Annotated in this window: 11 protein-coding genes; 7 read left to right on the top strand and 4 right to left on the bottom strand. The window is 69.8% G+C overall.

All coding sequences use genetic code 11. The features are described from left to right. Positions 1–61 precede the first annotated feature (61 nt). The 6 genes from ACZ41I_RS21590 to ACZ41I_RS21565 all read left to right on the top strand — a co-directional run bounded on the left by ACZ41I_RS21590 (position 62) and on the right by ACZ41I_RS21565 (position 8,352). Positions 62–928, top strand: coding sequence for an MHYT domain-containing protein (locus tag ACZ41I_RS21590; RefSeq protein WP_363213660.1), 867 nt, complete (start codon positions 62–64; stop codon positions 926–928). A gap of 40 nt (positions 929–968) precedes the next feature. Beyond that, positions 969–3,113, top strand: coding sequence for an excinuclease ABC subunit UvrB (gene uvrB / locus ACZ41I_RS21585; protein ID WP_468514820.1), 2,145 nt, complete (start codon positions 969–971; stop codon positions 3,111–3,113). Positions 3,114–3,269: 156 nt separating this feature from the next. Next, on the top strand, positions 3,270–3,848 hold the full coding sequence (locus ACZ41I_RS21580; protein WP_363213662.1) for a TerD family protein: 579 nt from the start codon (positions 3,270–3,272) through the stop codon (positions 3,846–3,848). Between the two features lie 55 nt (positions 3,849–3,903). Further along, positions 3,904–5,937: a TerD family protein gene (locus ACZ41I_RS21575; protein WP_468514819.1), complete on the top strand. Its 2,034-nt coding sequence runs from the start codon at positions 3,904–3,906 to the stop codon at positions 5,935–5,937. A 220-nt stretch (positions 5,938–6,157) separates the two neighbouring features. Then, positions 6,158–7,159, top strand: a complete 1,002-nt coding sequence (locus ACZ41I_RS21570; RefSeq protein ID WP_468514818.1) for a TerC family protein — start codon at positions 6,158–6,160, stop codon at positions 7,157–7,159. A 92-nt stretch (positions 7,160–7,251) separates the two neighbouring features. Further along, on the top strand, positions 7,252–8,352 hold the full coding sequence (locus tag ACZ41I_RS21565) for a calcium:proton antiporter (RefSeq protein WP_399770178.1): 1,101 nt from the start codon (positions 7,252–7,254) through the stop codon (positions 8,350–8,352). 20 nt (positions 8,353–8,372) lie between these two features. Here the strand turns inward: ACZ41I_RS21565 and ACZ41I_RS21560 are convergent, their stop codons facing one another. Next, complete coding sequence (locus ACZ41I_RS21560) at positions 8,373–9,677, bottom strand: MFS transporter (RefSeq protein ID WP_399770180.1); 1,305 nt, start codon at positions 9,675–9,677, stop codon at positions 8,373–8,375. 175 nt (positions 9,678–9,852) lie between these two features. Here ACZ41I_RS21560 and aroQ point away from each other — a divergent pair, with 175 nt between their 5' ends. Further along, on the top strand, positions 9,853–10,326 hold the full coding sequence (aroQ, locus tag ACZ41I_RS21555; protein WP_468514817.1) for a type II 3-dehydroquinate dehydratase: 474 nt from the start codon (positions 9,853–9,855) through the stop codon (positions 10,324–10,326). A 46-nt stretch (positions 10,327–10,372) separates the two neighbouring features. Here the strand turns inward: aroQ and ACZ41I_RS21550 are convergent, their stop codons facing one another. Genes ACZ41I_RS21550 through ACZ41I_RS21540 form a run of 3 tightly spaced genes read right to left on the bottom strand, consistent with a single transcriptional unit; the run spans position 10,373 to position 12,938 of the window. Beyond that, a complete protein-coding gene (locus ACZ41I_RS21550; protein WP_468514904.1) occupies positions 10,373–11,101 on the bottom strand; it encodes an amino acid ABC transporter ATP-binding protein in 729 nt (242 codons plus the stop codon). A 23-nt stretch (positions 11,102–11,124) separates the two neighbouring features. Continuing rightward, the gene (locus tag ACZ41I_RS21545; protein WP_399770182.1) at positions 11,125–12,057 is read right to left on the bottom strand and encodes an amino acid ABC transporter permease; all 933 of its coding nucleotides are present in this window, start codon (positions 12,055–12,057) and stop codon (positions 11,125–11,127) included. Further along, positions 12,054–12,938 carry an ABC transporter substrate-binding protein gene (locus ACZ41I_RS21540; RefSeq protein WP_399770184.1) on the bottom strand — a complete coding sequence of 295 codons (885 nt, stop codon included), beginning with the start codon at positions 12,936–12,938 and terminating at the stop codon, positions 12,054–12,056. Before ACZ41I_RS21540 ends, ACZ41I_RS21545 begins: the two co-directional genes overlap by 4 nt. Between the last annotated feature and the right edge of the window lie 10 nt (positions 12,939–12,948).

Below are 12,948 nucleotides of genomic sequence, written 5' to 3'. Positions count from 1 at the left end.
CCTGGGCCGGGGGAACAAATCGGTGATTCCGGGACGCAAGAGGGCGGAAGGGCAGCCGCGGATGCAAGGCACGGTCGACGGATTCAGCTACGGGGCCGTCACCCCGTTGGTGGCCTATCTGATGGCCTGCCTCGGCGGCGCCCTCGGCCTGCGCTGCACCACCCGGTCCCTGCTGGTCACGCACTCCTGGCGGCCCGCCTGGCTGGCCCTCGGCTCCGCCGCGATCGGCTCCGGCATCTGGACCATGCACTTCGTCGCCATGATGGGCTTCGCCATCAAGGAGACGCCGATTCACTACGACAAGTCGATCACCTACGCGAGCCTCGGCCTCGCTGTCGTCATGGTCGGGGTCGGGATCTTCATCGTCGGTTACCGGGGCGCCACCGGCACGCCCCTGTTCACCGGCGGCACGATCACCGGCCTGGGCGTCGCCTCCATGCACTATCTCGGCATGGCGGGCGTGCGCTTCCACGGGCGCTTCACCTACAACACACTCACCGTCGCCGCCTCCGTGGTCATAGCGGTCGTGGCCGCCACCGCAGCCCTGTGGGCCGCCGGGCGCGTCCGGGGCTTCCTGTGGAGCGTGGGGGCGAGCCTCGTCATGGGGCTCGCGGTCAGCGGGATGCACTACACCGGCATGGCCGCCCTCGGCGTCCATCTCGACGGCCTGACCCACACCGCCGGAGGTGCGCCGGAGCCGTCCGTGCTCGCACCGATGCTGATCGGTCCGCTCGCCTTCCTGCTCCTCGCGGGCGTCGTGGTGATCTTCGACCCGCTGATGGTCATGGGCCGGCCCGTGCCCAGGCCCATCGAACACAAACCGGGTGTCCCGGCCGCCGCCGTAGCCTCCCACCCGGACCGCCGTGCCGCCCTCCAGGAGGAGCGCCGCCCCGCGCACCACGTCTCGCGGACCCCGCAGAACCGCTGATCCGGACCTGTTGTCAGTGCGGGGTCGTACGGTGGATGACATGCGGCCCGTTTCCCACATCGAACGCACGGTGGCGCCCTTCGAGGTCGTCAGCCCCTACCAGCCCAGCGGCGACCAGCCGACGGCCATCGCCGACCTGGCCAGGCGCATCGAGGCCGGTGAGAAGGACGTCGTCCTGCTCGGCGCGACCGGCACCGGCAAGTCCGCCACCACGGCGTGGATGATCGAGAAGCTTCAGCGCCCCACGCTCGTGATGGCACCGAACAAGACGCTGGCCGCCCAGCTGGCCAACGAGTTCCGCGAGCTGCTGCCGAACAACGCGGTCGAATACTTCGTCTCGTACTACGACTACTACCAGCCCGAGGCCTACGTCCCGCAGTCGGACACCTACATCGAGAAGGACTCCTCGATCAACGAGGAGGTCGAGCGGCTGCGCCACTCGGCGACGAACTCGCTGCTCACCCGCCGCGACGTCGTCGTGGTCGCCTCGGTGTCCTGCATCTACGGCCTCGGTACTCCGCAGGAGTACGTGGACCGGATGGTCCCCCTGAGAGTCGGCGACGAGATCGACCGCGACGAGCTGCTGCGCCGCTTCGTCGACATCCAGTACACGCGCAACGACATGGCCTTCAGCCGTGGCACCTTCCGGGTCCGCGGCGACACCATCGAGATCTTCCCGGTCTACGAGGAGCTGGCCGTCCGCATCGAGATGTTCGGCGACGAGATCGAGGCGCTGTCCACGCTGCACCCGCTCACCGGCGAGATCATCAGCGACGACCAGCAGCTGTACGTCTTCCCCGCCTCCCACTACGTCGCCGGCCCCGAGCGCATGGAACGGGCCGTGAACGACATCGAGAAGGAGCTGGGGGAGCGCCTCGCCGAGCTGGAGAAACAGGGCAAGCTCCTGGAGGCCCAGCGCCTTCGGATGCGCACCACGTACGACATCGAGATGCTCCGCCAGATCGGCACCTGCTCCGGCGTGGAGAACTACTCGATGCACTTCGACGGCCGCTTGCCCGGCTCCCCGCCCAACACCCTGCTGGACTACTTCCCGGACGACTTCCTGCTCGTCATCGACGAGTCGCACGTCACCGTCCCGCAGATCGGCGCCATGTACGAGGGGGACGCCTCCCGTAAGCGCACGCTCGTGGACCACGGCTTCCGCCTGCCCTCCGCGCTGGACAACCGCCCCCTGAAATGGGAGGAGTTCCAGGAGCGCATCGGCCAGACCGTCTACCTGTCGGCCACTCCGGGCACCTACGAGCTGTCCCGCTCGGACGGTGTCGTGGAGCAGATCATCCGCCCGACCGGCCTGGTCGACCCGGAGGTCGTGGTCAAGCCCACCGAGGGCCAGATCGACGACCTGGTGCACGAGATCCGCAAGCGCACCGAGAAGGACGAGCGCGTCCTCGTCACCACCCTCACCAAGAAGATGGCCGAGGACCTCACCGACTACTTCCTGGAGCTCGGCATCCAGGTGCGCTATCTGCACAGCGACGTCGACACCCTGCGCCGCGTCGAGCTGCTGCGCGAGCTGCGCTCCGGTGAGTACGACGTCCTGGTCGGCATCAACCTCCTGCGTGAGGGGCTCGACCTGCCCGAGGTGTCCTTGGTGGCGATCCTGGACGCCGACAAGGAAGGCTTCCTGCGCTCGGGCACCTCGCTGATCCAGACCATCGGCCGCGCGGCGCGCAATGTCTCCGGCCAGGTCCATATGTATGCCGACAAGATCACCCCGGCGATGGAGAAGGCCATCGACGAGACGAACCGCCGCCGGGAGAAGCAGGTCGCCTACAACAAGGCCAACGGCATCGACCCGCAGCCGCTGCGCAAGAAGATCAACGACATCGTCGCGCAGATCGCCCGCGAAGAGGTCGACACCGAGCAGCTCCTCGGCTCCGGCTACCGCAAGTCCAAGGACGGCAAGGGCGCCAAGGCACCCGTCCCGTCACTCGGAGACAAGACCGCCAAGGGCGCAAAGGCCGGCAAGGCCGCCAAGGGCAAAGCGGCCACAGTGCCCACGGACCGCCCGGCGGCCGAACTCGCCGAGCAGATCGAGGAGATGACCGAGCGTATGCGCGCCGCCGCCGCGGAGCTGCAGTTCGAGATCGCGGCCCGGCTGCGTGACGAGGTCTCGGAGATGAAGAAGGAACTGCGCCAGATGCGGGAAGCCGGCCTCGCCTGAGCCCCGCCACCCCGCCGGACCTCGGCATATGCGCCAAGTGTTGCAACACCGACACAAAGCGCGGGCCGGGGTTCGGCGCTGTCGGTGCACATGCGTAGGGTTCTTGACAACCGCGCACTGCGCGGCAACAGGGGACCATCGAGAGGGGATTCAGCGGTGTCCGTCAACTTGAGCAAGGGTCAGGCCATCAGCCTGGAGAAGAAGGACGGGGCCACCCTGACCGCGGTCCGTATGGGACTCGGCTGGCAGGCGGCGAAACGGCGCGGCCTGTTCGGCTCCCGCACCCGCGAGATCGACCTCGACGCCTCCGCCGTCCTCTTCGCCGAGAAGCAGCCGGTCGACGTCGTCTTCTTCCGCCACCTGGTGAGCGACGACGGCTCCGTCCGCCACACCGGTGACAACCTCGTCGGCGGCGTCGGCCAGGGCGGTGACGACGAGGCGATCCTCGTGGACCTGCAGCGCGTCCCGGTCCACATCGACCAGATCGTCTTCACCGTGAACTCCTTCACGGGCCAGACCTTCGAGGAGGTGCAGAACGCGTTCTGCCGCCTCGTGGACGAGACCAACGGCCAGGAACTCGCCCGCTACACGCTCGACGGCGGCGGCAATTACACCGCCCAGATCATGGCGAAGGTGCACCGCGCGGGCTCGGGCTGGACGATGACGGCCCTCGGCACCCCGACCAACGGCCGCACGTTCCAGGACCTGATGCCGGCGATCCTGCCGCACCTGTAGGACCGCCGCTCCACGCGCAGGGCGCACGACAGAACGACACAGGGGGGCGACGGCGATGACGGCCGAGCTGGTGCGGGGACAGAACCACCCGCTGTCCCACGTCCGGCTGACGATCCGGGTCTCGGCCGGGGCACCGGTCCTGGCCGGGGCCATGCTCGGCGACGAGAACGGCACGGTGCACGGCACCCAGTGGGTGGCCCACCCCGGCGCGCCCGCTCTGCCCGGCATCGAGGTGTCCCGGCAGTGCGCCACGGAACACCGGCTGGCCGTCGACCTGGACGCCCTGCCCGAGGCCGCGCACCGCGTCGACGTCTTCCTCGCCCTGCCCACAGGAGCCGGAGCGCCGCCGCGGTTCGGTGCCGTCGCCGCCCCCCACACCGTGGTCGAGGGCCTCGACGGCACCGAACTCGCCTGCTACACCCTCACCGGCCTGGACAGCGAGACGGCCGTCCTCGCCCTGGAGCTGTACCGCAGACAGGGCGCCTGGAAAGTGCGCGCGGTGGGCCAGGGCTACGCGGCCGGGCTCACGGCACTCCTCGCCGACCAGGGGCTGCGCGAGGCCGCCGACCTCGCGGCCGCAGTCCATGAGTCGGCGGCCCACGGCCCGTCCCGCGCACTGCCGACCCCCTCCACCGCACCGGCGCCGCAGGACACCTCGGGCCGCGAAACCGCCGCCCGCGCACCGCAGGACACCTCCGCGACGGTCCCGCACGACGCCTCCGCCGCGGCCCGGGACACGTCGGCTTCCGCGCCGTACGACACCCGTGCGCCGGAGCCCCCGCACGCTCCCGCCCCCGGTACGGCGGAGCCGACGCCCTCGTATCCCGCACGGAACCCGTACGACGCCCAGGCCTCCGGCACCGGCCCGCGCGATACCGGCGCCCGGGTCGACTACACGCACCCCGGCCGCCGCCCGCACGCCACACCGCCTCCGGCAGCTGCGGACACCGACGGCCGGCCCGCGCCGCCCGTCGCGGGTGACGCCGTGGGCTGGTCGATGGAGGAGCGGCTGTACAACCAGGTCTGGGGCATGTTCGAGGACCTGGCGCGCACGACCGCCGCGTACCGCAGCGCCGTAGAGTTCGCCGACTCCCGCCTGGAGAAGGAACTCGACCAGGCCCTCACCGAACCCCGTGGGCGGCTCGGCACCGCGGGAGAGACCGCGCGTGAGGCGGCCCACGCCCGCCGGACGCAGCTGGTGGCACAGGCACGCGCGGTCCTCGACCGAGATCTCGCCCAGCTGACCGCCGAGTCCGAGGTGGTCGAACCCGCGCTGCCGCCCGCATACGCAGGATGGGACAACCCCGTCTGGCACGGCTACCGCATGCCCACCGAGCCACCGATGGCCCTGCGCCTCGGCGACCTGCATCTGCCCGAGAGCGTGCCGCTGCGCATACCCATGCTGGTCAGACTGCCGCTGGAGCGCGGTCTGTGGCTCGACAGCGGGTCGGCGGCGGCATCCGACGGCTTCCCGGACTCCGCCCAGCTGCGGCACCTGGCCATGGAGGCGGCGGTGGCGCTCGCGGCGCGGCTGCTCGCCGTGCATCCGGCGGGGGACTTCGCCGTGCAGGTCATCGACCCGGCCGGCGCCGGGGCAGCGGCGTTCGCTCCGCTCACCCGGACCGGCGTGCTCGCCGCGCCTCCCGCGACCGGGGCGGCCGGGGTGAGGGAGGTGCTGGAGAAGCTCACCCGGAGGGTCGACCTGGTGCAGATGGCTGTGCGCGGCGGCGCGCCCGAATCGCTGCCGGCCGATGTCGACACCGCACGACAACTGCTCATCGTCAATGACTTCCCGCATGGTTTCGACGACCGGGCCGTGACCCGGCTGCGCTATCTCGCCGACGAGGGGCCCGACGTCGGTGTGCACCTCCTGCTGGTGGCGGACCGCGAGGACGCAGCGGCCTACGGCCCCCTGCTCGATCCGCTGTGGCGTTCGCTGATGCGACTCACCCCCGTCCCCGACGACCACCTCGCCGACCCCTGGGTCGGGCACGCCTGGACCTACGAACCCTCGCTGGTGCCGACCGGCAGCCAGATCGTGCACCAGGTCCTCGCCGAGGTGGCCAGGAACCTGACCAAGCACAGGTAAAGGACTGCTGACCAGGCTATTTGGTCTTTATTTTCCCTTTCTCTTTACCTTTCCTTGGTGATTGGGTACCGTTTCCGTACGGAGGGGAGTACTCCCTGACTGCGGCGCACCCGTCAGTACGGACCGGTCCCGTCCCGGGGCGCCGGCCCGGCGCGGGTGGAAGAGACCTCCGGCAGCGACGACGCTGATGTGTTTGCCGTTACGTAATGCCGGAGGTGCAGTGGAAGTCTCCATGACCCTGTGGGTCCTGACCGTCGTGGGTCTCGCCGCCCTGATCGGGATCGATTTCTTCATCGGGCGCAAGCCGCATGAGGTCTCGATCAAGGAAGCCGGTGTCTGGACCGTCGTCTGGATCGCCCTGGCCGGGCTCTTCGGTCTCGGTCTGCTCGTCTTCGGCGGCGGACAGCCGGCCGGCGAGTTCTTCGCCGGATTCATCACCGAGAAGTCGCTGAGCGTCGACAACCTCTTCGTCTTCGTCCTGATCATGGCGAAGTTCGCGGTGCCCGCTCAGTACCAGCAGCGCGTCCTGCTCGTCGGCGTGCTCATAGCCCTGGCCCTGCGGGCCGTCTTCATCGCAGCGGGAGCCGCGATCATCGGCAGCTTCTCCTGGGTGTTCTTCCTCTTCGGCGCCTTTCTGATCTGGACCGCCTGGAAGCTCGTCCAGGAGGCCCGTGCGGACGAGGAGGACGAGGAGTACGAGGAGAACAAGCTGCTGAAGGCCGCGGAGCGCAAGTTCGGCGTGGCCGACCGGTACCACGGCACCAAGCTGTGGATCCGGCAGAACGGCAAGCGGGTCATGACTCCGATGCTGGTCGTGATGCTCGCCATCGGCACCACGGACGTGCTGTTCGCCCTGGACTCCATCCCCGCGATCTTCGGCCTGACCCAGGACCCGTACATCGTCTTCACGGCCAACGCCTTCGCCCTGATGGGGCTGCGGCAGCTGTACTTCCTCATCGGTGGCCTGCTGAAGAAGCTGGTCCACCTCTCGTACGGCCTGTCGATCATCCTGGGCTTCATCGGCGTCAAGCTGGTGCTGCACGCCCTGCACGAGTCCGGCGTCCATGTCCCCGAGATCAGCATTCCCGTCTCGCTCGGAGTGATCTGCGCTGTCCTGGTCGTCACCACCATCACCAGCCTGATGGCCTCCAGGAAGCAGGCCGCCGTCGAGGCGGCACGCGCCGACGTGCAAGGCCCTCCCAAGGACAGTGTCGACGCCTGATCAAGGCCGCGCCGGTCCGCACGGCAGAAAGGACGGCAGGCATCGGAAAAGTGCGGAATGCGAATCCTGTACGTCTCTGCGACCATCGCCGCATGATCACTCCGCTCCGGTCGGTCACCCGGCAATGGACGATCCTGGTGCCCGTCCTCGCGGTCGTCCTCCTGGTGTTCACCTGGGGCCGTGAGATGCCGGGCGCGGTCGTCGCCCTGGTGACCGTGGTGCTCGCCGGCTCCGTCCTGGCCGCGGTGCATCACGCGGAGGTCGTCGCCCACCGCGTCGGTGAACCCTTCGGTTCCCTGGTGCTCGCCCTCGCCGTCACGGTCATCGAGGTGGCCCTGATCGTCACCCTCATGGCCGACGGTGGCGACAAGAGTTCCACCCTGGCCAGAGACACCGTCTTCGCCGCGGTGATGATCACCTGCAACGGTGTCGTCGGAATCTGTCTGCTCGTCGCCTCGCTGAGGCACGGCACGGCGGTGTTCAACCCCGAGGGGTCCGGCGCCGCCCTGGCGACCGTGGCGACGCTCGCCACGCTCAGCCTGGTGCTGCCGACGTTCACCACCAGCAAGCCCGGGCCTGAGTTCTCCACCGTGCAGCTGACCTTCGCCGCACTGTCCTCGCTGATCCTGTACGGCCTCTTCGTGGCCACCCAGACCGTGCGCCACCGCGACTACTTCCTGCCGATCACCCGGCAGGGCGAGGTCATCACCGCCGACGGCCACGCCCCACCCCCGTCCCCGCGGACGGCCTGGATCAGCCTCGGTCTGCTGGGTCTGGCGCTGATCGGCGTGGTCGGCCTGGCCAAGGGCGTGTCACCCACCATCGAATCGGGCGTACAGGCGGCCGGCCTGCACCCCGCCGTCGTCGGTGTCATCATCGCCCTGCTCGTCCTGTTGCCGGAGACGATCGCCGCGCTGCGCTCCGCACGCCGCGACCGGGTGCAGACCAGCCTCAACCTCGCTCTCGGCTCGGCCATGGCCAGCATCGGCCTGACCATCCCGGCCGTCGCCCTCGCCTCCGTCTGGCTGTCCGGACCGCTGGTCCTCGGCCTCGGTTCGACACACATGCTGCTGCTCGCGCTGACCGTGGTGGTCAGCTCCCTGACGGTGGTGCCGGGACGGGCCACACCTCTGCAGGGAGGGGTCCACCTGGTGCTCTTCGCGGCATACCTGGAACTGGCGATCAACCCATAGCGCAGCGGCGGCGGACCGGGTCAGCCCGTCGCCGGCTCCACCGCGGGGACCGGGACCGGCCGCGTCTCCGGAAGCAGCGCGAAGCACCCCAGACTGAGCAGCGCGACGCCCGTCAGATACGCGCCCACGGCCCAGGGCACCCGTCCGCCCTGCTCCGCCAGCGCCGTGGCCACGATCGGGGTGAGTGCGCCGCCGAGGACCCCGCCGAGGTTGTAGCCCACCGCCGCGCCCGTGCAGCGCACCCGCGCTTCGTACAGTTCCGGCAGGTAGGCGGCGATGACCGCGAACATGATGATGAAGGCGATCAGGGCGCCCAGAATGCCGAGGAACATCAGCAACGGCTCACCGGTGGCCAGCAGCGCCACCATCGGGAGCATCCACACGGCGCAGGCCGAGCACCCCGTCAGACACATCGGCCGGCGCCCATAGCGGTCGCCGAGCAGGGCCATCAGGGGTGTCAGTGCCCCGTTCACGACCACCGCGGCCATGACACAGGTCAGCATCACCGTCCGGCTCACCCCGAGCCGCTCCGTCGCATACGCCAGCGACCAGGTCGTCACCGCATAGAACACCGCGTACCCGACGGCCAGGGCGCCGGCCGTCAGCAGCACCAGCCGCCCGTGATGCCGTACGACCTCGACGAGCGGCACGCGCGCGTGGTCGTCGATTTCCAGGAACCGAGGGCTCTCCGCGAGCGACGAGCGCAACCACAGCCCGGCCAGCGCCAGCACCCCGGCCGCCCAGAACGGCACCCGCCATCCCCACCGCGCGAACTCCGCGTCCGACAGCGCCGCCGACAGGGCGAGCATCACACCGTTGGCGAGCACGAAACCGATCGCGGGACCCACCTGAGGGAAGCTCGACCACAGCGCGCGTCGCCCGGCCGGCGCGTGCTCGGCGGTCAGCAGCACCGCTCCACCCCACTCCCCGCCGAGCCCCAGCCCCTGCAGGAAGCGCAGGACGAGCAGCAGCACGGGTGCGGCGACGCCCATCGTGCCGTACGACGGCACGCAGCCCACCGCGACCGTCGAGGCGCCCGTGAGCAGCAGCGAGGCGACGAGCACCGGCCGCCGCCCGCGCCGGTCGCCGAGGTGCCCGAAGAGCACCGAGCCGAGCGGACGGGCCACGAATCCCACCCCGAACGTCCCGAACGCCGCCAGGGTTCCTGCGACGGGCGAGAACGTCGGGAAGAACAGCGGTCCCAGAACCAGGGCCGCCGCCGTCCCGTAGACGAAGAAGTCGTAGAACTCGATCGCGGTACCCGCCAGCGACGCGGCGGCGAGTCTCGGCAACGAAGGGGCACTTACGGCGCGTACAGGCTGCATGCCGCGTCAACTACCCACTGTGATCGGCGGTTACGGGGCGCGCGGAGGTGACCGGGCGGCCGTGGCGTGCGCCGAAGTCACTGGTGCGCATGGCCCGCCCTTCGCTCCGGTCAGCGTGATAGACCGGGGGCGAGCAGCGGTCGTCGAGTACCGCCCCGAACGGACCGGAGGAACCGTGCCCCGCACCCTGGCCAACGCCCCGATCATGATCCTCAACGGGCCCAACCTGAACCTGCTCGGTCAGCGCCAGCCCGAGATCTACGGCAAGGACACGCTGGCCGACGTCGAGGCGCTGTGCGCCAAGGCGGCGGCCGCGCACGGCGGCACGGTGGACTTCCGGCAGTCCAACCACGAGGGCGAACTGGTCGACTGGATCCACGAGGCGCGCTTGGACCACTGCGGGATCGTCATCAACCCCGGCGCCTACTCCCACACGTCGGTCGCGATTCTGGACGCACTCAACACCTGTGACGGCATGCCCGTGCTGGAGGTGCACATCTCCAACATCCACCAGCGCGAATCGTTCCGGCACCACTCCTACGTCTCGCTGCGCGCCGACGGCGTGATCGCCGGATGCGGCGTACAGGGCTATGTGTTCGGCGTGGAGCGCGTGGCAGCCATGCTGGGCGCCGCCCAGACCGACGCGTAGGCCTGCGCCGACGCGTAGGCCTTCGTCGACGAGTGGGCCGGCGCCGTCACAGGCGGCCCGCCTCCACGATCCGCCGCAGGAAGCGCCGTGTGCGCTCCTGCTGCGGGTCACCGAAGACCTGCTCGGCGGTGCCGCGCTCCAGGACGACTCCACCGTCCAGAAAACAAACCTGGTCGGCGACGTCCCGCGCGAAGCCCATCTCGTGCGTCGCCAGCACCATGGTCATGCCGTCGTCCTTCAGGCCCCGGACCACCTCCAGGACCTCGCCCACGAGTTCGGGGTCGAGCGCCGCCGTGATCTCGTCCAGCAGCAACAGCCGGGGCCGCACGGCAAGCGCCCGTACGATCGCCACACGCTGCTGCTGGCCGCCGCTGAGCCGGTCCGGGTAGGCGCGAGCCTTGGCGGCCAGTCCGAGGCGCTCCAGCAGCTCTGTGGCCCGTTCCTCGGCCTCGCCGCGGGCGACGCCGTGGACCCGCCGCGGCGCCAGCGTGATGTTGTCCAGCACGGTCATGTGCGGGAACAGGTTGTACGCCTGGAAGACCACACCGATGCGACGCCGCACGGCGTCCTGGTCGGCACGGGGATCGGTGATCTCCTCGCCGTCCAGCCAGATCGCACCGTCGTCGATCTCCTCCAGGAGATTGGCGCAGCGCAGCAGCGTGGACTTGCCCGAGCCGGAGGCGCCGATCAGCGCGGTCACCGTGTGCGGGGCGACCTCCAGACCGACGTCCCGCAGCACCACCGAGCCGCCGAAGGTCTTGCGGACGGACTCCATCCGCAGAACAGGCGTGTCGTCGCTCACAGCGATCCTCCCTGGGCCTGCTGCCGGTCCATCCGCGCCGTCACCCAGTCCGTGAAGCGGGTCATCGGAATGGTCAGCGCCACGAACACCAGCCCCGCGACGATGTACGGCGTGTAGTTCAGACTCCGGCCCACGATGATGTCGGCCGCGCGGACGGCGTCCACCGCCCCGCCGATCGACACCAGACCGGTGTCCTTCTGCAGCGACACCAGGTCGTTGAGCAGTGGTGGCACCTGACGCCGTACCGCCTGGGGGAGGACGACGTAGCGCAGGGCCTGCCGGTTGGTGAGGCCCAGCGAGCGGGCCGCGGCGTGCTGCGAAGGGTGGATCGACTCGATGCCGGCCCGGAACACCTCGGCCACGTACGCCGCGTACGTCAGGGTCAGCGCCGTACCGCCCAGCAGCACCGGATCGACCGTCACGCCCTGCAGCCGCAGCGCCGGCACGCCCAGGACGACGATCATCAGGTTGATGATCAGCGGAAGGCCACGGAAGAAGTCGGTGTACGCCGCCGCCAGCACCCGCAACGGGAAGAAGACCGGGCCGCGCAGGGTGCGCGCGATCGCGATCAGCATGCCCAGAACCAGGACGGCGACGCCGCACACCGCGAGCAGGCGGACGTTCAGCCACAGCCCTTCGAGGACCTTCGGCAGCGCCTCGCGCGCGTAGTGCGCGTTGAAGAACGTCTCCCTGGTGCGCGGCCAGCCCGGCGCATTCACCACGACCAGGTACAGCACGACAGCCGTCAGCAGCGTCGAGAGCGCTGCCACGGCCGTGGCGCGGCGGGCACGCGCGCGTTGACGGCGCTCGCGCTCCAGCCGCCGTTCGGAGGGTACGTAGCCGTCATCGGGAACGTCGGCGGCGGCGCCGGTCATGTCGCCCTTGTCGTCGGCCCCCTCCCGCGCCGACTCGCCCTTGGTGACCGTCACTTGAGCACCGGGGCGTCGACGGCGTCGGAGAGCCACTGCTTCTCGAGCTTCGCCAAGGTGCCGTCCTTGCGCAGGGCGTCGACGGCGCCGCTCACGCACGACGTCAGGGCGCTGCCCTTGTCCAGTACCAGCCCGAACTGCTCGGGTGTGGCGCCCTGGTTCTCGAACTGGCCGACGATCTTCGCGTTGGTCACCTCGGCCGCGGTGATGTAGAACGCGGTCGGCAGGTCGACGACGACGGCGTCGACCTGCCCGTTCTTCAGGGCGGACTTGGCCTGGTCGTTCTTGGCGTACACCGCGGCCTCCTGCTTCGGCTTCACCACGTCGGTGATGTAGTCGAGGCTCGTGGTGCCCACCTGGGCGCCCAGCTTGAGGCCCTTCAGGTCCGTGATGCTCGTCGCTTCGGCGGCCTTGCTGCCCTTCAGGGCGATGACGGCCTGGCGCACGTCGTAGTAGCCCGAGGAGAAGTCGACGGCCTTCCTGCGCTCGGTGCTGATCGACACCTGGTTGATGTCGAAGTCGAAGGTCTTCACACCCGGCGCGAACGCCTTGTTGAACGGCACGCTCTGCCATACGACCGCGCTCTTGCCGTAACCCAGCTGCCGGGCCACGGCGTAGGCGACCGCAGACTCGAAGCCCTTGCCGTTGGCCGGCTTGTCGTCCTTGAACCAGGGCTCGTACGCCGGTTCGTCCGTCGCGATCGTCAGCTTGCCGGAGGCCTTGGTCGCCAACTTGCCCTTGGCGCAGCTCTTCACGGCCGATCCGGACGGGCTTGCCGACGCGTTGTCCTCGGGCTGCGGAGCACAGCCGACAGCGGTGGCGAGCAGGGCTACGGTGGCGGCGGCCAGCGCACGGCGCAGGGTGCGAGGGGCGAGGTACATGGCGGGAGAT

This window comes from Streptomyces sp. NPDC030799 (genome assembly GCF_055572255.1).
This window is presented reverse-complemented; position numbering and strand designations above follow the sequence as displayed.

Bases quoted from the DNA above. Each gene is read 5' to 3' on its own strand.
- ACZ41I_RS21575 (WP_468514819.1), top strand. From the start codon at position 3,904: ATGACGGCCGAGCTGGTGCGGGGACAGAACCACCCGCTGTCCCACGTC.
- ACZ41I_RS21565 (WP_399770178.1), top strand. From the start codon at position 7,252: ATGATCACTCCGCTCCGGTCGGTCACCCGGCAATGGACGATCCTGGTG.
- ACZ41I_RS21560 (WP_399770180.1), bottom strand. From the start codon at position 9,677: ATGCAGCCTGTACGCGCCGTAAGTGCCCCTTCGTTGCCGAGACTCGCC.
- uvrB (WP_468514820.1), top strand. From the start codon at position 969: ATGCGGCCCGTTTCCCACATCGAACGCACGGTGGCGCCCTTCGAGGTC.
- ACZ41I_RS21540 (WP_399770184.1), bottom strand. From the start codon at position 12,938: ATGTACCTCGCCCCTCGCACCCTGCGCCGTGCGCTGGCCGCCGCCACC.
- ACZ41I_RS21590 (WP_363213660.1), top strand. From the start codon at position 62: ATGCAAGGCACGGTCGACGGATTCAGCTACGGGGCCGTCACCCCGTTG.
- ACZ41I_RS21550 (WP_468514904.1), bottom strand. From the start codon at position 11,101: ATGGAGTCCGTCCGCAAGACCTTCGGCGGCTCGGTGGTGCTGCGGGAC.